The sequence below is a fragment of the Dictyobacter aurantiacus genome, from assembly GCF_003967515.1.
In the GTDB taxonomy this organism is placed as follows: Bacteria; Chloroflexota; Ktedonobacteria; order Ktedonobacterales; family Ktedonobacteraceae; genus Dictyobacter; species Dictyobacter aurantiacus.
The window spans coordinates 1,800,007-1,817,877 of record NZ_BIFQ01000001.1 but is presented as its reverse complement, the minus strand read 5'-3'; the positions used below and the strand labels follow the sequence as shown (position 1 = coordinate 1,817,877).

General features: G+C 54.4%; 16 protein-coding genes. 7 read left to right on the top strand and 9 right to left on the bottom strand.

The window, feature by feature from the left end; translation table 11 throughout:
* Nucleotides 1-123: 123 nt before the first annotated feature.
* From KTT_RS07190 to KTT_RS07170, 5 genes are all read right to left on the bottom strand, one after another.
* Entirely contained in the window at nt 124-1,566 is a 1,443-nt protein-coding gene (locus tag KTT_RS07190) for a galactokinase (RefSeq protein ID WP_126595330.1), read from the bottom strand.
* 61 nt (nt 1,567-1,627) lie between these two features.
* Nucleotides 1,628-2,653 carry an FIG domain-containing protein gene (locus tag KTT_RS07185; protein ID WP_126595329.1) on the bottom strand — a complete coding sequence of 342 codons (1,026 nt, stop codon included), beginning with the start codon at nt 2,651-2,653 and terminating at the stop codon, nt 1,628-1,630.
* Nucleotides 2,650-3,720 (bottom strand): galactose-1-phosphate uridylyltransferase, encoded by a 1,071-nt coding sequence (galT, locus tag KTT_RS07180; protein ID WP_126595328.1) that lies wholly within the window; start codon nt 3,718-3,720, stop codon nt 2,650-2,652. The genes KTT_RS07185 and galT overlap by 4 nt, the downstream gene beginning before the upstream one ends.
* On the bottom strand, nt 3,720-4,709 hold the full coding sequence (gene galE / locus KTT_RS07175; RefSeq protein WP_126595327.1) for a UDP-glucose 4-epimerase GalE: 990 nt from the start codon (nt 4,707-4,709) through the stop codon (nt 3,720-3,722). The genes galT and galE overlap by 1 nt, the downstream gene beginning before the upstream one ends.
* 224 nt (nt 4,710-4,933) lie before the next feature.
* Nucleotides 4,934-5,719: a DeoR/GlpR family DNA-binding transcription regulator gene (locus tag KTT_RS07170; RefSeq protein WP_160145703.1), complete on the bottom strand. Its 786-nt coding sequence runs from the start codon at nt 5,717-5,719 to the stop codon at nt 4,934-4,936.
* A gap of 239 nt (nt 5,720-5,958) precedes the next feature.
* Here KTT_RS07170 and KTT_RS07165 point away from each other — a divergent pair, with 239 nt between their 5' ends.
* Nucleotides 5,959-7,149, top strand: a complete 1,191-nt coding sequence (locus KTT_RS07165; protein WP_126595325.1) for a HEAT repeat domain-containing protein — start codon at nt 5,959-5,961, stop codon at nt 7,147-7,149.
* Between the two features lie 18 nt (nt 7,150-7,167).
* On the opposite strand, the gene KTT_RS07160 is transcribed toward KTT_RS07165, so the two are convergent.
* The gene (locus tag KTT_RS07160) at nt 7,168-7,872 is read right to left on the bottom strand and encodes an SRPBCC domain-containing protein (RefSeq protein ID WP_126595324.1); all 705 of its coding nucleotides are present in this window, start codon (nt 7,870-7,872) and stop codon (nt 7,168-7,170) included.
* 790 nt (nt 7,873-8,662) lie between these two features.
* Here KTT_RS07160 and rplI point away from each other — a divergent pair.
* The gene (rplI, locus tag KTT_RS07155) at nt 8,663-9,130 is read left to right on the top strand and encodes a 50S ribosomal protein L9 (RefSeq protein WP_126595323.1); all 468 of its coding nucleotides are present in this window, start codon (nt 8,663-8,665) and stop codon (nt 9,128-9,130) included.
* Nucleotides 9,131-9,235: 105 nt separating this feature from the next.
* Here the strand turns inward: rplI and KTT_RS07150 are convergent, their stop codons facing one another.
* A complete protein-coding gene (locus KTT_RS07150) occupies nt 9,236-10,792 on the bottom strand; it encodes an NAD(P)H-hydrate dehydratase (protein WP_126595322.1) in 1,557 nt (518 codons plus the stop codon).
* Nucleotides 10,793-11,068: 276 nt separating this feature from the next.
* Here KTT_RS07150 and KTT_RS07145 point away from each other — a divergent pair, with 276 nt between their 5' ends.
* Nucleotides 11,069-12,064 (top strand): TRM11 family methyltransferase, encoded by a 996-nt coding sequence (locus KTT_RS07145; RefSeq protein WP_126595321.1) that lies wholly within the window; start codon nt 11,069-11,071, stop codon nt 12,062-12,064.
* A 122-nt stretch (nt 12,065-12,186) separates the two neighbouring features.
* Entirely contained in the window at nt 12,187-12,804 is a 618-nt protein-coding gene (gene pgsA / locus KTT_RS07140; protein ID WP_126595320.1) for a CDP-diacylglycerol--glycerol-3-phosphate 3-phosphatidyltransferase, read from the top strand.
* A gap of 35 nt (nt 12,805-12,839) precedes the next feature.
* On the opposite strand, the gene plsY is transcribed toward pgsA, so the two are convergent.
* Nucleotides 12,840-13,523: a glycerol-3-phosphate 1-O-acyltransferase PlsY gene (plsY, locus tag KTT_RS07135; protein WP_126595319.1), complete on the bottom strand. Its 684-nt coding sequence runs from the start codon at nt 13,521-13,523 to the stop codon at nt 12,840-12,842.
* 296 nt (nt 13,524-13,819) lie between these two features.
* Here plsY and KTT_RS07130 point away from each other — a divergent pair, with 296 nt between their 5' ends.
* The 3 genes from KTT_RS07130 (at nt 13,820) to KTT_RS07120 (ending at nt 16,466) form a co-directional block, all read left to right on the top strand.
* Nucleotides 13,820-14,467 carry a DUF5679 domain-containing protein gene (locus KTT_RS07130; protein WP_126595318.1) on the top strand — a complete coding sequence of 216 codons (648 nt, stop codon included), beginning with the start codon at nt 13,820-13,822 and terminating at the stop codon, nt 14,465-14,467.
* A gap of 581 nt (nt 14,468-15,048) precedes the next feature.
* On the top strand, nt 15,049-15,561 hold the full coding sequence (greA, locus tag KTT_RS07125; protein ID WP_126595317.1) for a transcription elongation factor GreA: 513 nt from the start codon (nt 15,049-15,051) through the stop codon (nt 15,559-15,561).
* A gap of 179 nt (nt 15,562-15,740) precedes the next feature.
* Nucleotides 15,741-16,466: a hypothetical protein gene (locus tag KTT_RS07120; protein ID WP_126595316.1), complete on the top strand. Its 726-nt coding sequence runs from the start codon at nt 15,741-15,743 to the stop codon at nt 16,464-16,466.
* A 91-nt stretch (nt 16,467-16,557) separates the two neighbouring features.
* On the opposite strand, the gene KTT_RS07115 is transcribed toward KTT_RS07120, so the two are convergent.
* Nucleotides 16,558-17,868: a magnesium transporter gene (locus KTT_RS07115; RefSeq protein WP_126595315.1), complete on the bottom strand. Its 1,311-nt coding sequence runs from the start codon at nt 17,866-17,868 to the stop codon at nt 16,558-16,560.
* Between the last annotated feature and the right edge of the window lie 3 nt (nt 17,869-17,871).

The following is a 17,871-nucleotide window of genomic DNA, read 5'->3' as shown; positions in this document are numbered from 1 at the left end:
AGCATGCTCCCAGCATGCTCGCCCCACACCCCCGGCAGGAGGGCCGGCCCTCCTGCACCTCCCCGCTTTATACCAGCTTTATTTGTTAAATATCATGCCCCGGCTTGCGGCTTCCTCGTCCGGTCAACCATGGCGCAATTCGCAGCTACCCCAGGCGGAGGCGCCCGGTGATGAGCCGCGCAGGATGGTGGTTTTTAAGCCTGTTTCATGCTCGTAGCGTGTCGCCAATCTCTGAATTTGTTTGTCGGCATGGATACGGGCCAGGATGGCTACGGTGCCGCCACTACCACCACCGGTGATCTTGGCTCCATAGAGTCCAGAGGCTGTTCCGGCCTCGCGTACCAGCTCAACCAGGCGATCGGTACCGTTCGAGCCTAATCCACAGGCGCTGTAGCTGATGTGGGATTGATACATCAGCTCTCCCAGCAGGCTTAACTGCTCATCGCTGGCGGAGCTGTCCTGTAAAAGGGTGCGGAAGAGGCGTACGCGGTGATGCTCATAGATGGGATGGGCCGTTGGCTGGCGTACCGCGTAGCTGTGCTCGGGATCGATACGCGTGACGGCATCCGTAGTACCGCCATAGCGCGCCAGAAAGTCCGCACCCTGGATGGTCAGAGGAAGCTGATCGCGGTAGCGGCTTTCCCACAGCGAGGGGGTGATATTGGCCAGGTAGCCTTGCCAGTCGGGATCATCGATCGCGACGGTTGTATCGGTCTGTGCGGTAGCGGAAAAGCCGCGCAGGTCGGCGATCATGCGGTATCCCATAAAGGCGCCGATGCGTACCGAGCCATAGTCCGCGCCAGAAACGGCGTGGCGCACTCCTGAGTCTATGCCCCAGATCTCGACATCCTCGGGCAGAGGTACCGATCCCTGTAGCTCCGCAGGCTGGCAGAGCAGGGCCAGCAGACTATTGTCCTCGCCGCAGGCCGCCGTCATCTGGTCCATTACCCCACAAGGGGCACCCACGATCAGATTCTCGACCCGCTGGCATAGAATCGCCATTTCGCGCCCACTGATCTGCAGCTGATAGTGTGCCTGGAGGGCCTGCATTACTGCGACCTCCAGGGCGGCCGAAGAACTGACCCCTTTGCCGATGGGGACCTCACAGTGGATCATGATGCGCAGGCCGCCGGTCAGATTCAACTGCCGTTCTCGCTGCAAAATTACTACCACGCCGATAACATAGGCTGCCCACGAGGTCGCTGGATCGCTATTGAGCAGGAGCCGGGCTTCATTATAGTCAAGTGGCTGGTCGGCACGTTGTAGACTGCTGAGTGGCAGGCTGACCACGGACTGCTCCGAAATTTCGCTGGCAGCCGTGCTGCAGACCGTGATGCTGGGATCATCGGTAGGTTGGATGGCGGCCAGGGTCGCTACCGCTAGCGGCATCTCAAGCACCAGCGAACCAGAGTAATCGGCGATGCCTCCCATCAGGTCCAGACGGCCGGGGGCACGCGCCACCAGGAGCGGTTTATCTGGTGAAAAAAAATCGGTTGCCCGAGTATTGAGATCCGTCAGCAGACGTTCTATATCTGTGGCGTACTGGCCCGACTGGTAATGCCACATAAGGGAGTGACTCCTTTCATTGCCCGTTTGTTAAGCTGGAAAGCCGGGGCAAGCCCGGCACTTACGACGATGATTTTGGAGTGAAATGTTGTGCTAGCAATGTTTTCAACGCGGGGGCGATCTGCTCGTGAATAGCGCTGTTCGCGTAGCCGATCCAGGACATATCGGTCGAGACATCCAGAGGGGCGCTAAGCTGTTCGCCATGTTCGTCGGTGATGATGATACCCAGCTGGCGCGCGATCAACTCGGTACAGAGATCATAGGGATGGCAGCAGAGACCGGATGCCTGACCGCGCGCGGCCAGCAGCGGCTCGGCCAGCGGACGCAGATCCGCTACCCAGCGGTCGTGCCCCATCATCAGCTCATAGAGCTGTCCACCACTGCTGATGTACTGGTCCTCAAAGGCCTGCACCTTACCAGCAGCGGCGGGTCCCAGCGTGCGCAGGATCAATTCGTCATCGATGGCGGCCAGCTCGGCTCGCACACCTGGAAAGAAGCGTGAGATGTTGCCATAGCCCTGAGCGATGGTCTGGGCCTGCGATGGCTGAGGATGTAGTGGCGTGCTCTCGCCGGTGAGGCGATTATAGCGCTCACCCTGAGCTGGCTGCCCGGCGAAGGCCCACAGACAATCGCTCAGGTGCTGCTTCACCAGGGGAATCTCAGTCTGTACCGCCAGCTCTATGTCCGAAAGATTGGTGGACGTGCCCCGATTGGGGGCTACGCCGGTCAGAATCCAGGCGGCGCGCTTCTGATACATCAGGCCACGCGTGCCATCGATGGGATCAATGATGATGACCAGTTCGGCCTGGGTTGGATCGGTTTCGGGCGGAAAAACCATCAGCCCGTCTTCCCCCAGACCCTCGGCCACCAGTACAAAGGACCAGCGGCTGCCCAACTGCTCAAAATGTTGGAGCAGGATCTGTTCGGAGACGCGGTCGATGGCGAAGATGGTATCGCCGGCCTGATCGGCCACAATCTCGCTTAACGCGTTCAGCGAGTCGCGTTCGCAGGTTGCTACGACCTCATCGCGAATGGCGGTGTGGATCTGGCGAATCGTACTCAAAAGTTCATTAGCGGCGCGAATCATGATAGCTCATTCCTTTTGTTCTGCTCACGATAGTGCACGGTAGCCTGTTGGAGCAATTCAGCGGCCTTTTCCTCTGGCAGCGTATCGCTGATGAAATTGCCGCCACCGATCTCGGGTCCAGCCAGGTATTTGAGCCGGCTGGGCTGGCGCAGAGGAGGATGGAAGGCGATAAAGAAATGATACGCCCCGTAGTCACCATCATTGGGCGCCTGGTGCAGGGCCATCACATAAGGGAAGGGCATCTGCCACAGGTTATCAAAGCGCACCGTCACATTTTTGAGCGCACGCGCCAGCGAAACGACTTCCTGTTCATTGAGATCCGAGACATACGGCACGCGGCGCTTGGGCGCTACATAGACCTCATAGGCGTAGCGGGCAAAGTAGGGGACAAAGGCGATGCTATGCTCATCTTCATAAAGAACGCGTCTGCCGTCGCGCTGCTCGGCTGATATGATCGTACTAAAGAGATGTTGTCCGGTCTCAACCTGATAGCGCTGAGCCGCGAAAAGTTCGGTCTCGATGGATTTAAAGACGAAATTGGTGGCATAGATTTGCCCATGTGGATGTGGATTGGAGACGCCGACCACCTCCCCCCGGTTCTCAAAGAAGAGAAGGTGTTTGATGCCCGGCACTTGTTGGAGCTCACGCGTCTGTGTCTGCCACATAGAAACAACATCTTCGATATTAGGGAGTGCCATCTCCGCCAGGGTCAGATTGTGGGCGGGGCTATAACAGATGACGCGGGCCAGTCCACGTGCCGGGCGCACACGGTAGGGATATTGAGGCACTGGCGGTTCTTCCGGCGCATTGAGGCCCACGCAGGGATGATCATTATCAAAGACATAGACGCCTGTATAATCAGGATTGTGCGCGCCTGAGACGCGGCTATTGCCAGGGCAGAGATAACAATCTGCCTGGTACGCTGGTATCTCTCGATCGGCGATCGAAACGGTCTCTCCAATCCATGGACGATCCTGGCGATGCGCGGCGATGACCACCCACTCCTCGCGGAGTGGGTGCCAGCGCTCTTCCCACCGGGTTTGCCGGGGAAAAGTTGTCTCGCTCATTACTGCTCCTCAGTATAACCATTCGGGTGTGTGCTGTGCCATTTCCAGGCGGTACGCACGATATCCTCCAGGGTGTATTGTGGTTTCCAGTTCAGTTCTCTCTGTGCCTTGCTGCTATCGGCCCAGATCGCTACTGGATCTCCGGCGCGTCTGGGTTCCAACTCAACCTTGAAATCAACGCCACTGATACGTTTGGCCGTATCGACAACTTCTTTGACGCTACTACCAACGCCGGTACCCAGGTTGTAGGCGGTGCTTTTATTGGTCTTCACCAGCGATTCTAGCGCCTGCACATGGGCGGTCGCCAGATCGACCACGTGGATATAATCGCGGATCGCCGTCCCGTCGGGGGTCGGATAGTCGGTACCAAAGATCTTCACCGATTCCGTCTTGCCCACCGCGGCTTTCATCACCAGGGGAATCAGGTTGCCGGTGATACGCCAGTCCTCGCCAATTTTATTATCCAGCGAGGCGCCCGACGCGTTAAAGTAGCGCAGGCTGGTTGATTTCAACGAAGTAGTTTTATCGAGCCAGCGCAGCATAGTTTCCACCATCAGCTTGGTTTCACCATAGACACTTTCAGGACCGAAAGGAGCATTCTCCGTCACCGGCAGATTTTTAGGGGTACCAAAGATCGCGCAGCTTGAAGAGAAGATAATATAGTTGCACGAATGGCGTTGCATGGCTTCAAGCAAGGTCAGCGTGCCGCTGACGTTATTGCGAAAGTATTTAGCTGGTTGCGTCATAGACTCGCCCGGCGCTTTATAGGCCGCGAAATGGATTACCGCGTCGGGTTTCTCCTGCTCAAAAATTTTATCCAGCAGTGCCGCATCATTGATGCTACCCTGGATAAGGGGCTGACCCAGGAGCGCGGCCCGATTGCCGTTTTCCAGTGTATCCAGAGCAACAACTTCGTGGTTGCGCGCAACCAGCTCACGTACTGTATGCGAACCGATATATCCGGCACCACCTGGTACAAGTACTTTCACTTTACTGTCCTCCAGTAGCTTTTTCCTGTATATTTTTATCTCTACTAACAGTATACTGCACGAAACGCGTCACGTCAATGCACATTCGTGCAAAAATATATGCATAAATGTGCCATGAAAAAGCTGTGGTGCGCGGTGCAGTATCTCCACCGGGAGTGGATTACCTGGATAATATCACAATCAAGGGATCTGAAGGAGAAACCAATGGAGATGGTGAATAGGGTTCAGGCCAGCGTCACCTCGACGCCGGCGTCCTTTATGTCCTGCACAGGCTGAGCCGGGGCGGCGCCATCTGTAATCAAGGTATGTACAGCTGAGATAGGGGCGATGGCGTGCAGCGCGACCTGCCCCAACTTGGAATGGTCGGCCAGCACGATCGTTTGCTGGGCGCGCTCAATCGTCTTCTTATGCGTCAGCGCTTCCAGCTGATTGGGACCGGTCAGCCCGTAGGCAGCGTTGATGCCCGTCACCCCGATAAAAGCTTTGCCAACAAACATCTGACTCAAGCTCTGTTCGGCCATCGGACCCACCAGCGCGAAGAAATCGGACAGCAGGAAGCCGCCAGTGAGCGTGACCGTTAACCCTGGCACCTGTGCCAGCTCCATCGCAATATTAACGGCATTGGTGACCACTGTCAGATCGGGGATCAGGGCGCGGCGGATCTGGCGCGCCAGGTGGGTGGTCGTGGTGCCCGGAGAAAGTGCCAGTGTATCGCCTGGTTGAATAAAGTGGAGCGCTGCGGCGGCGATGCGATTCTTCTCTTCCACCAGCTTATGCATATTTTTCTGGAATGTGAGTTCTCCGGCATACGTGCTGTAGGAAGGGGTATCCAGCGGCACAGCACCGCCATGCACGCGGCGTAAAAGCTGCTGGCGCTCCAGCTTTTCGAGATCGCGCCGTATGGTAGAGGAATTAACATGGAGACGCTGGCTCAGGTCTTCGGCCAGCACGCGCCCATGGACCATCAGCTCTTGCAGAATAAATTCGGTTCGTTTTGTAGCGTCTGACATGTAACTTCCTAAATGTGGCAATGTGGCGCAATTATATATGCTGGCTTTGCCGCTGTCAAGCGGCCACAGGCGTCCGCGGGAGCGAGAAACACTCCTTATGAACATTTGCGTTATTTGATGATATGGCATATACTTCAGCGCTATTGGCGCATTGTAACTGGACTAGCGGTGTGAAGTATGGTATAGTGTAGAGTACACACCATGTCTATCATGCTTTTAGAAATCAGAATGGCAATTCATTGAGTGATAATTCACCATTAACAGATTTAGAGAACCTGGAAAACTTACACGGTTACCTGGGTACTACACCCCCGCCAGGCAAGCTGCCGCCACGCGGAGAGCGCTTCTGGGTTGATCGCCCTGCGCAACTATCGCACGCGGTCAACCTGCTCAAGCAGTCTGGTGTGGTGGCGGTAGACGCGGAATTTACCCAGGTACGTTCACGCTCACAGGGTGATGTTGTTTCAAATATCCCTCGCCTGGCTCTTCTGCAATTAGCGATTGAGAAGCATTGCTTCGTTGTGGATGCGCTTCGCCTGGCGGACCTTTCGCCACTGATGGATGTGCTTGGTAATCCCGAAATTGCCGTGCTTCTGCACGGCGCTGGTGCAGACATGCGTGTAATGGCCGAACGCGAACTACGGGTTGCCCACTATTATGACCTGGAGGCGACATGCCGCTCTATTTTTGGGCAGCATGAGTCCTCACTGGCTGCCATGCTTCAGCGAGCCTTTGGCTATCACCTGGATAAAAGTCTGCAGCGCACCGACTGGACGCGGCGTCCCCTGCCCCCGGCAATGGTCGCGTACGCGGCCCGCGACGCGGAGGTGACGCTGGCCCTATATCACTGGCTGGATCTGCACTATCACGCCATCCTCCAGTTACACGAGATGAATGGTGAGGTTGACCTGGTTGCGCACTGGATTGAGCCATTTCTACGCGGGAACGCGACGCTTTCACCTGAGATGGCGATCGCGGAGGCCAAAGCGCAGGGCCAGATTGTGAACCGCGCGCAGGTAATCGCTGATTGCCGGGCGGCCCTGGTAATGGTCAAGCATCCCATGCGGCGCAATCGCTTGTTGCGCCTGATTGCGGACCTCTCGCTGACCCAACTCACTGGCGACCTGCTCCCATTGTTGCAGGCGCCCACCTCTGATGAGCGCGCGGCCAGCGCCCGTGCTCTGGGCCGTTTAAGTGCACAGTCCGCGATCGAACCGATTAGCGCTCTGCTCACCGATCCGGTTCTAGATGTGCGCAAGGCGGCCCAGACTGCGTTGCGCAACCTGCTAACAAAAGAACCGCGCCAGACTCGTCCGGCGCCAGCGCGTGCCGCTGATGGAACACGCAGTTGGGTGGTCGAGAATACGCAGTCCTCAAATGATGATGATAATGGTTGGAAATCGCGCCTGCGCTCCATTATCGACGCCTGATCTTCCGTTACTTATGCATTAACCCCGCCGCCGTGGGAGACGTGTGCCCACCCAGACCAGAATAGCCAGGCCTGTAATGGTCCCCGTTCTACGGATACGCTGTTCCCACTGTAGTTGCGCCCGTGGATTGCGCGCTCCCAGGCGAAGCAAGCGCACAATTCTGGCCGCCAGTGTATCGGGGAGCGGTGCCTCCAACGGACTCGTCTTTCGCGGGATGACGATCACATCGCCATGGTTCATGCCCGCATACTGATGGTCTTCAACATGGTCTGCCGACGCTGTGTGGGCGTGTGAACGCAGATATTCGGCCAGGTGCTGGAAGTATTGCTGGATAAAGTGTTTGATAGCCCCCTTGATCAAGGCTGGCGTTAGTTTGCCGGCTGATTTATTGGTTGTAAGCGTTCCTTTATAGGCCACGATCGTTTTATGCTCTCGCTCATGCAGATGGATACTACCCGCCCCACTTAAATTTGTCTCGCCATCGCTGGTGAAGGTCAGGCGATAATGATAGGGATACTGCTGTTCAGACAGCGTCATCACGCCGTGATGGGAACCTGCTAACAGACGGTTGCTCATCGTGAGCGTAATGTCATAAATACTGGGGCTGATCTGCTTAATCTGTTGTAGTCCTGGAATGGTAATGCTGAGGATTTCCCGATCTGTCAGGCAGCGCCAGACCTCCTGCGGGGAAGCCTGCAAGGTGTAGGTACCTTCGATGTTCATATGATAAATCCTTCGTAATAGATGAGTTCTCGTCTTGAATAATAATGGTCACGCTTAGCTGCCATTATAGGGGAGAAAGCCTTTTTATGAAAGTTTGTGTTTCTTCTTACCTATAATGATGTGTGAGCCAGGCATACAGCGGATCTGCCTCGCTCTCACATTACAACTATGAGCTTAAAATTATGACCAGTTTCGTTATATCGTATCGGGTTGGGATGAAATTATTTCAACGTAAATAGTATAACTCTTTTACCGCTCATTGTGTTAGTGCGTATTTGGCTTTCGTCATCGTGGGGGCACGTGAGCGCCCCCACACGCGCGGCCGCATTTGTTTTGTGTGTTGGTGCATTGGGGGCGCGGCCGCGCCCCCAATGCACCAACACACAGTGGATACGTGAGCGCACTGGATGGTTTGCGCCTGCGAAGCCCGCATATGAGTACGATGTTGTACAGTAGTGGCGCGGCCGCGCCCCCCAATGCACCAACACACAGTGGATACGTGAGCGCACTGGATGGTTTGCACCTGTGGAGCTCGCATATGAGTACGATGTTGGTGCAGCGGGGCGCATTAGCGCCCCGCTGCACCAACATAAAAACCAGCGCGGCCGCGCAGCGGCCGCGCGTACGGGGGCGCTCACGTGCCCTCAAGTGACAGAAAGTAAGAACCTTTCTAATTTATATAAAGAAAGGGAGGCTTGCTTTCGTTTACCTCAAGGTGTATACTATCATGCGTATAATTGCGTGAGGAGGAAGTCGGGTTCTTGCCCCCCTCTGTGAGGAGCTTAATTTAATGAAAGTTATTCTTTTACAAGATGTTGAAGGTTTGGGAAAAGTTGGTGATCTAAAAGAGGTTGCTAATGGTTATGCCCGAAACTACCTCTTGCCGCGCCGCTTGGCTGCAGGAGCAACCCCAGGTTTAATCGCTAACCGCTCTCAGCGTGTTGCCGCTGAACAGCGCAGAATGGAGAAGCAGGCCGAAACCAATCGGCAGCTGGCCGAGCGATTGGGCGAAGTTTCACTTACCTTCAAAGCTAAAGTTGGCACCCAGGGCCGCCTCTATGGTTCAATCACGAGCCAGGATATTGCCGCCGCCCTGCGCGACGCTGAAAACGTCACCGTCGATCGCCGTGTTATTGCACTCTCCGAGCCTATCCGTGCGTTAGGTTCTTTCACTGTTCCTGTGAGAATTGCGCCTCAACTGGAGCCAAAGATCACAGTCAACGTTGTTGACGCGGCTGAAACGGCTGTTGCTCAGTAAGCTTTTCGACATAAAAAGACGCGAGCGCTGATGTGCCCGCGTCTTTTTTTTGCAGAGGGAGCTGGTTATGGAGATATAGCCAGCTCCCTCTGCCATTATTTCTGGTTACATTTTGGCGTGTGCGGTATCTACCAGGGAGATGGGAATGTTGGGTAGCAGGTCCGAGGCCAGCAGTCCGGCGCGTCCGATGTGCATGTTCTGGTTCACCAGGTCCGCGGCCGCTGTATGGAGGTAGATTGCGGCGCTGGCTGCGTCGAATGGCTGCATTTTTTGAGCCAGGAAGCCGCTAATCATGCCCGCCAGGACATCGCCTGTGCCTGCGGTAGCCAGGGCAGGATTGCCCCACCAGTTAATGCGTGTGCGTCCCGCTGGATCGACCAGAATGGTGCAGGAGCCCTTCAAGAGCAGATTGACCTGCCACTCTTTGGCTTTAGTGCGTGCCAGCTCCAGTCGTTCAATGTTGCCGCCCGACACCTTGATGCCCTTGCAGAGACGGCCCATCTCACCGGGATGAGGGGTAATCACAGTATCCTTTGGCAGCAGGGTCCACCAGCGCTCCAGCGCCGAAAGGTTATTTAATCCATCGGCGTCGATAACCAGGTGGGGACGCGTCTCATCCGGTAGTGAGCGCAGATGCTCAAGGATCTGTAGAATGACCTCGCGTGTGTTCGCTGACTGTCCCAGGCCGGGTCCGATCAACAGGGCTTTATAGCCTTCAAGCTTGTCAATCAATGCCTTGGCGCGCTCATAGCTCTCCGCATTCTCCTCGGGTAGGATGGTGAAGGTCGCCTCGTGGAATGAACTGGCGTAGAAAGGCAGCATCTTCTCGGTCACGGCCAGCGTAATCAGACCGGCTCCCACCCTGGCAGCCGAACTGCCCGCCAGATAAGCCGAGCCGGGATAGGGCAGTGAGCCACAGAGCAACATCACCTTGCCAAAGGTCCCTTTATTGCTATTGAGTGGTCGTTCAGGCAGGAGTTTATGTACCTGTTGACCTGTCAGCATCTCTGTCTGTAGCTGGCTCTCTAACGCTGCCGGTAAGCCAATATCGCCCACCTCTAAATTGCCGATGTAATCGCGGCCTGGAAAAAAGAAGAAGCCTTGTTTGGGGCAGGCCAGCGTAATCGTTGTGTCCATGACGATGCTGCCTGGATCTACCTCACCGGTATCCGCGTTAAGGCCGGTCGGAAGGTCTATCGCTACCAGGCGCAGATCGGCGCGGCGGGCGCGTTCATCTTTTACCCGGGTCAGCAGAGCGCGCATATCGTCGGGCAGGGGACGAGAGCGCCCTGTGCCCAGCAATGCGTCGATGATGTAGTCCGATCGCTGAATCTGCTCCGCCAGGGCCTCATCGACCACCTCATCCGCTCTACGGGCACCCTGTACGACCAGCTTATGTTCTTTCCAGTAATACAGGCTAATCAGAGCTCCTCCTCTTTCCAGGTGACTGGCCATTACCAGTCCATCCCCGCCATTGTTACCGGGGCCGATCAGGAAGAGTACTTTAAGCCCTTTAAGTTTATGTGTAGGGAGCAGATTCGCCTCAAAGAGCTCGGCGGCGCTTCTCCCTGCATTGCTCATGAGGATCTCTGAAGTCAGACCATATTCTTTATCGGCCCGGGCCTCCAGCTCTTTCATTTCTGAGATGGTGACGATATGCATACAACATCCTCCATGCTGCTCTTTTGAATGATCTCTGTCTTTTTGTATTGTACTTACTGCTCAATAAATAGGGAAGAGAGAGCATACTGATACATGATTGCTAATCGCATGATACTGTAAAAAGTATGCGGCTCCGCTCATCCAGATAAATGGCATCGATTATGAGTATGATTTGGGGACGGTATGGAGCCTCTCCTGTTACTGAGTACGTTTGAATGCTAGGAACTGGCTCAGTGCTATGCTATACTGCTAGATATGAAAATAGCGCTCAAAATTATGCCACAACGCAGCACGCAGTACGCGCATATGACCGCTTTGCTGGCGGTGCCAGAACTGCTCGTCAGTCCATTGGGTTCTTTTGCCCAGGATATACAGCCTATAACACTGGCCGGACAGGAATATGTGCTTGTGACGATCCCTGATGATAAAAGGGACCGCTACCTGGCCTTGCTTCCGACGATATTGCCCAGACTGGGGGCCTTAAGCGAAGGGTACGAATACTTTGAACAGCTGGGAGATATCCCGGGCCCCCTGCTACGCCCCATCGAGCCTCAGTTTACGCCATTTCTACCCCTTGAAATGGCCGAGGCGCGTCGCTATCGCGGCAAAACCAATGAGACATTTACACGTGTCATGCTCAATGCGGCCGTCTTTTCTGGCCGCTTTGAACTCGCGGAAGGTGAGCGCATCAGGGTGCTGGATCCCCTGAGTGGTGGAGGAACTACCCTGTTTCTGGCCCTTGCCTTTGGCTATGATGCCTTTGGCATCGAATTGAACCGGCAGGACGTTGATACGACAGCGGTATTCGTGCGCCAGTACCTGCAGGGAGAGCATATCAGGGTCAAAGAGACCGATGAGCGTGGTCGGCGTAGTGGTCGGCGTTATCAGTTTGAGATTGGCGCCAAAGGCAATGCTCAACATCTGGTCCTGGCGAATGGGGACGCGGCGGACGCGACCCTGCACATGCGCGAGGTCGTGGGAGGACCGCGTATGCACGTGATCGTTGGTGACCTGCCTTATGGTATCCAGCATTTTGGTGAGATCGCACCCCTTTTGAACAAAGCGCTACCGGTGTGGGAAGGCATGCTCGTGTCCGGTGGCAGCATCGCCCTGTCCTGGAACGCCACCCGTATTACGCGAGAAGATATGGTGGCTGCCCTGCAAAAGCATACGCAGCTCCAGGTTTTGAATGAAGATGTGTATACGCGGTTTGCCCATCCTGTAGACCGCGTCATCAAGCGGCGTGACCTGATCGTTGCTGTAAAAGCGTAACTGCTCCTTTGTCGCTATACATTGTTAGCTGGCTTCGCATATAATGTTACTTATTATCGCTGTAACAATCGGGACACCGAAGCTGTCTGTGCAGACGGATAGCTCCATCATAAGGGGTATGTATGCGTAATCTCCCAAATATATTGAGTATCAGCCGTTTAATTGCCACCGTAGCGGTCTTTATTTTGATCCTGGTGAATCAGCCCTGGGCCTTTCTGGTCGCCACCGTCCTCTTTTTCCTGGCCTCTGTAACCGATTACCTGGATGGTTACCTGGCCCGTCGCTTTAAGGTGGTCTCCTCATTGGGTGTTTTTCTGGATCTGACCGCTGACAAGGTATTTGTGGCCGCGGTACTGATCGCGCTGGTACAGCTCAACCTGGTGCCGGCATGGGTCACTTTCATCATCATTACTCGTGAATTTATGGTGTCCGGTTTACGTTCAGTTGCGGCCGCCAAGGGCAAGGTGATTCCGGCGGGTGTATGGGGAAAGCAAAAGACCTTTATTACGCTGGTCGCCCTGGGAGCATTACTGCTAGCGAAAGGTCTGGGCGCCCACATGCTTTCGCTTTTCCCCATCATGCTTACCTTCAATAGCCAGACCGTTAACGCGGCAGAGATCCTGCTATTGATCGCTGACGCCCTGATCGTGGTGGCCACCATCTGGACCATCCTGTCGGGCGTCGAATACCTGATCGGAGGCTGGCCACTGCTGCGCAGCAGCGATGCGGACGAAAAATAGGTCCTCCAGGAGGCGAGAAGAGCATGCTCTTCTCGCTATGCAGTTGGTTTCGTTTCGGCCTCGGGCACTTTTTGCCCCAGCTTGCGTTCCGTGCCTGAGAGCAGGCGACCGATATTATCGCGGTGAAAAATAATAACCAGTGCGGGCCCGATAAGCATATAGAGGAGTTGAGGCAGGCTAACGGCGGCAAAAAAGCCTGGATGTGTAACGCCCAGGATGTAAAATACAATGCCGCAGATCATAGAGGTCAGGCCACCAACGATGGAGCCCAGCGAGACATATCTCCAGATACTGATGGTGCCGATGGTGGTGACTGCTGAGATCAGAAACGTCAACGGCGAACAGACCAGGAGCACCCCCCCGCCTGTCAGAACGCCGCGCCCCCCCTTAAAGCCGATAAAGATGGGATAGCAGTGTCCCAGCAGAGTTGCCAGGCCAGCTACCAGAATGCCCCAGCCATCGGCATGAAAGAGTGGGACCAGTGTTGCCAGCAGGGCCGGACCGATGCCCTTTGAGAGGTCGATAATCAGAACAATCAGCGCGGGACCGGTTCCCAGTGTGCGCTGTACATTGGTTGCTCCAATTTTGCGACTCCCATGCTCTCGAATATCAAAATCCCTACCACGGAGCAACTTCCCCATCCAATAGCCGGCGGGGATCGACCCCCACAAATAAGCGACAATCGCTGTCAGAACAAGTGAAACGATGATGTTAGACATCGAATGCTCCTTTGTATGATGTACATCCAGTGCCAGCCCCATTATAGACCGCATCTCATGAATTGACTAGGGGATATGTTAAGGGCCGTTGCTACGGCGCTACCGTCTCCATGGGTCATGGGGCGCAGCCAGCCATGGCAGATAATGATATACTCAACCAGGGCGCCATAAAACCGCTAACGAAATGGTTCTATTATAGTGCGGATACTATCTTTATACTACTGATCAGCGCTGATTGGGTTCGACCATTATTATGTTATCGATAGAGTTATGTTGTAGCGTGTAAGGAGGATTATATGCGGCGTGTTGGAAGGTATGGCCGTATTGTTGTCAGAATACTTATAGTCGTTACTGTTGGCATCCTTTTTATGCTGGGTCGCTATGTGTTACAGCGGCTCTCAAGTCGCCTGCAGACGTCCAGCCTTGGTAGAATTGCATCGCCCCTGGCCGAAGAGGGGTCTTCTATCCCTCTGAAGCATGACGCAAACAGGACTGAGGTAGTTGAGGCTCTATCATCATCTACCGAGCCAATCGCGTTGGAAGTGGATGAGTCTGTGACTGCGAAATGTATTTCAGCCAGCGAAGAGCCGATAAATGAAACAGTATCACCTGTCATAGCTGATCCATCAGTAAGTGAAGAAGTAGTGGAGCCGACTGATCTCCCGCCTGCCCAACAGGTGTCAGTGCCAGATGTTGAGCCCTCACCTGACAAGAACCAGGAGGCCGATCTACAACAGGAAAGCGCAGTAGAGCCGGATATGACAGAAAAAGAACCTATGGAAGCTGCCGTTGCGCAAACCGAAGCCTATTGTATGAAGTGTCGTGCCAGGCGTGGGATGAAAGACGCCAGACGGATTGTTACAAAAAATAACAGAAGTGCCATGGAAGGGATATGCCCTGTCTGTGGTACACGACTTTTTCGTTTTATATCAACGAGTAACTAAAAACCTTCAATGAAAAGCGTTGAAACAGCTTGTTGTAATCTGAAATAATAATTTCTGTATGAATCGATAGTAGATGTTGAGGTAATCGAGGTTAATGATGTGTATGTTGAGGAGCCTGCAGTGCTGAGTGAGGCATGCTGCATTACTTTACTATAGAACACAGAGATTTGCTATGAAAGTAAGGAAAAAATGGAGCAAATCACTTGACGTTCTATCATTCTCAACGTATAATCTCCCTCATGTGTGTTGAGCATCTACGTTTCGCATTGATACGAGGCGTGGAATTATGTCGCCTCGATGATCAGAAAGACAGCAACTAATATGCAGGCGTGTAAGCGTTTTATTTGCTGTCGGTACTTCATCCTCTTTTTTTGTGAAAGCTTGCAGGGATTGATAACGACGTCGGGTGTGGTTTTTGCTATCCGCGCCGTTGGTATGGTGCTAAAGCAAGGGGCAAGCAGCACAGATCAGATATAAAAGCTGGATGAAGCTTTTAGTTTTAGCTAGATAGGTAATCAGAGGCGGATATCGGGAATGGACCCGTTGGGGTCGAGAGCCTCACTACCAGGAGGAGTTTGACAATGAGTATTGGTGGACAGAGTGATGCATCGGATCGCAAAATCTATCGCTTCACCCCTGAAGGCTACGCGAAAATGAAAGAGCGGCTGGACTATTTGCGTAACGTAAAACGCCGTGAGGTCGCTGACTACATTCACGAAGCCAAGGAAGCTGGCGATATCAGTGAGAGTAGCGCATACGAAGAAGCAAAAAATGACCAGGCAATGCTGGAAGGCGAGATTCTCGAACTTGAACATCGCATCGCCTATGCCGAAGTAATGACTCCAGACATGCACGCCGACACGGATGGTACCGTCCATATTGGTATGCAGGTCGAAGTAGAGACGGATAGAGGCACCAAGCGTACGTTTAAGATTGTGGAGACGTTCGAAGCGAATCCAAAAGAGGGATTGATCTCTGATCAGGCTCCTGTGGGTAAAGCTCTGATGGGTCACCGTGAGGGTGATGAAGTGAGTGTTTCAACTCCTGGCGGTGTAACGACATATACGATCATTTCTGTTCGTCCAATGCTATAGCCTGGCTTAGCAAGACTTTTCCAGGGTGCCCACACCATGGGCGCCCTGTTTTTTTTTGGTAACATTTGACACATGTCATACTCATCGGTAATATAGAGGAGATAATTCTATTGCTGGGCTGTAGGGTGGAGTACCGTGGGCCAGCAAATGGCCTGTGAGGGGCGATAAGGAGCTAGTTCGTGTTAACATTTGAAGACTTGACCGGATTATTTATCAAGGCGGCATGTGATCTTGGTCTGGTCGCACACCCCGAGTCCTGGTTGAATACACGTTCGCTAGAACGTGAATTTACCTGTACCTGTCATACGGGTTCCTGTGATGACGTAGAGCAGCAGAGCTCGTGTGTAGTGTCATTTTCCTGGGGTGTACTGGATACCGCCCTTTCAACAGATGGTCCGGCCGGCGTATGCGAGTTTTTCCATGAGGTCGAGCAGGATTGCGCCCATCTGCATACCAGCGCGATTCCACCGCTGGTACTGGATCTCTCTTACACGCTGGTACTGCATGGGGTTGCGCCCACCGAAGAGACTCTGCTCTCGCTGGCGCAGATGCTCAAGCTCCAGGCCAGCGAGCAGAGCCGTAGAACCATTGAGACGCGTCCAGGTGTGAGCATGATCTTGCGCGATAATCGCCTCTACCCTGAGGTCTTGACGCTGCAGCAACGCGTAGAGATCCCTATCTGGCATCCCCTGGGTATGCGTGGCCTGCATGAGGAGCAGCCTGTGCCCGGTGAAAGTATTCTGTTGCAGGTAGATGATGGGGAATTGGAGCAGATCGTTTTGCCAGATGACCCACAGCCCGAAGAGTGGCTGCCTCGCGTGTTAGTGGAAGTCTGCCAGGATATTATGCAGGTGCTGGCCGCCCTGGAAACAGCCGTATGCTCGAATACCTCTGATCGTCCATAATGGATGCTTTAAGCATCCCATTACCCTTATGGTGTGACGGAGAAGCCGAGCATTTTCCGTCACACCATAAGGGTAATCTCCCCCGGCTATGTTAGTACATGCGATTGGGTCTGTGTCTTCGTCCATTGGGCAGCAAGACGTCCAGCGCATCGTCGACCGTAATCACACCTTCGAGGAGGCCATTCTCGTTGACCACGGGCACGGCCAGCAGGTTATACTTCGCCAGTGTCTCGGCCACGGTGCGTGGCTCATCATCTGGGCGCACGGTGATCAGATCGGTTTCCATAATTTCCTGCAATGTCTGACCGGTCTGCGCGACCAGTAGATCCCAGATGGATACGACCCCCAGCGGGCGATATTCATCGGCATTCTCATCTTCCACGCAGTAGATATAGGCGATACGTACATCATTTTCAATGATCTCGGTGCGGATCGCCGTGAGCGCATCCTGCGCGGCGCGCGTCTGATTGAGCACGATGTAGTCGGTCGTCATCAAGCCGCCGGCCGTATTGGCCTCATATTCCAGCAGATCCTGTACCTCTTCCGAGTCTTCGGGATTTAGCTGCTGCAAGAGCTCCTGCTGCCGGTCCTCAGGGAGCTGCCCCAGCAGGTCGGCCACCTCATCGGGGCCCATTTCGCGCAGGATGGCGGTAGCCCGCTCATCAGACAGATTTTCCAGAATCTGCGCCTGGCGTTCGGTGGCGATCTCCTCCATGGTATCGGCGGCCAGTTCATCGTCCAGCCGCTCTAGCAGGCGCGCTCCCTGTTCAACCGAGACCTGGTGAACGATATTGGCGATATCCGCAGGATGCAGTTCTGATAGATGACCGCTGAGGGTGCGGTGAGTAGGAGCAGTAGTCAGGAGGGTGGTAGGGACCTTCTGCCCGCTCTCCTCTTCATAGTAGCCCGTCTGTACCAGTTCAACCTCTGACCAGGGGACCAGTGTGGCGCTGGTGGGTTGGTTGATCGCGTTGGCCAGCCAGGAGGGGGCCAGGCGACGAACCAGGCTGAGGGAGCTCTTGTCGACACCCAGAATCTGCCAGCTATCGCTGAAGCACAGATCATTGACGCGCACCATTTTTTTATGCTCCAGATCAATGATCTGTTTATCAAGTACCTCTTGAGCCAGGCGGAACTCATCCTCAGATACGAGGTTGGACTGTAATTGAGCAAGTTGCTCCTCGGGATAGCGCAGGTACCATGCTCCCTCACTGTGTATAATATCCGTGATCGGCACACGCTTTTGCTGGTCATCTTCGACCTCTATGAGCAGGGCGGTAGGATAGGCTGGATTATCCTGTCCTACCTGGGATGCGCGTGCGAGTATATCAATGATCTTGCCAACGCGCGTATTGTGCTGGTCCAGCAATGGCGCGCCGAGCAGCTGGCTCAAGTATAACATGTG

Excerpts from the sequence above, each read along its gene's own strand:
- KTT_RS07185 (WP_126595329.1), bottom strand. The coding sequence starts at position 2,653 with ATGATTCGCGCCGCTAATGAACTTTTGAGTACGATTCGCCAGATCCAC.
- greA (WP_126595317.1), top strand. The coding sequence starts at position 15,049 with ATGAGTATTGGTGGACAGAGTGATGCATCGGATCGCAAAATCTATCGC.
- KTT_RS07145 (WP_126595321.1), top strand. The coding sequence starts at position 11,069 with ATGCCACAACGCAGCACGCAGTACGCGCATATGACCGCTTTGCTGGCG.
- rplI (WP_126595323.1), top strand. The coding sequence starts at position 8,663 with ATGAAAGTTATTCTTTTACAAGATGTTGAAGGTTTGGGAAAAGTTGGT.
- KTT_RS07150 (WP_126595322.1), bottom strand. The coding sequence starts at position 10,792 with ATGCATATCGTCACCATCTCAGAAATGAAAGAGCTGGAGGCCCGGGCC.
- galT (WP_126595328.1), bottom strand. The coding sequence starts at position 3,720 with ATGAGCGAGACAACTTTTCCCCGGCAAACCCGGTGGGAAGAGCGCTGG.
- KTT_RS07160 (WP_126595324.1), bottom strand. The coding sequence starts at position 7,872 with ATGAACATCGAAGGTACCTACACCTTGCAGGCTTCCCCGCAGGAGGTC.
- KTT_RS07170 (WP_160145703.1), bottom strand. The coding sequence starts at position 5,719 with ATGTCAGACGCTACAAAACGAACCGAATTTATTCTGCAAGAGCTGATG.
- KTT_RS07130 (WP_126595318.1), top strand. The coding sequence starts at position 13,820 with ATGCGGCGTGTTGGAAGGTATGGCCGTATTGTTGTCAGAATACTTATA.
- KTT_RS07115 (WP_126595315.1), bottom strand. The coding sequence starts at position 17,868 with ATGTTATACTTGAGCCAGCTGCTCGGCGCGCCATTGCTGGACCAGCAC.
- KTT_RS07190 (WP_126595330.1), bottom strand. The coding sequence starts at position 1,566 with ATGTGGCATTACCAGTCGGGCCAGTACGCCACAGATATAGAACGTCTG.
- pgsA (WP_126595320.1), top strand. The coding sequence starts at position 12,187 with ATGCGTAATCTCCCAAATATATTGAGTATCAGCCGTTTAATTGCCACC.
- plsY (WP_126595319.1), bottom strand. The coding sequence starts at position 13,523 with ATGTCTAACATCATCGTTTCACTTGTTCTGACAGCGATTGTCGCTTAT.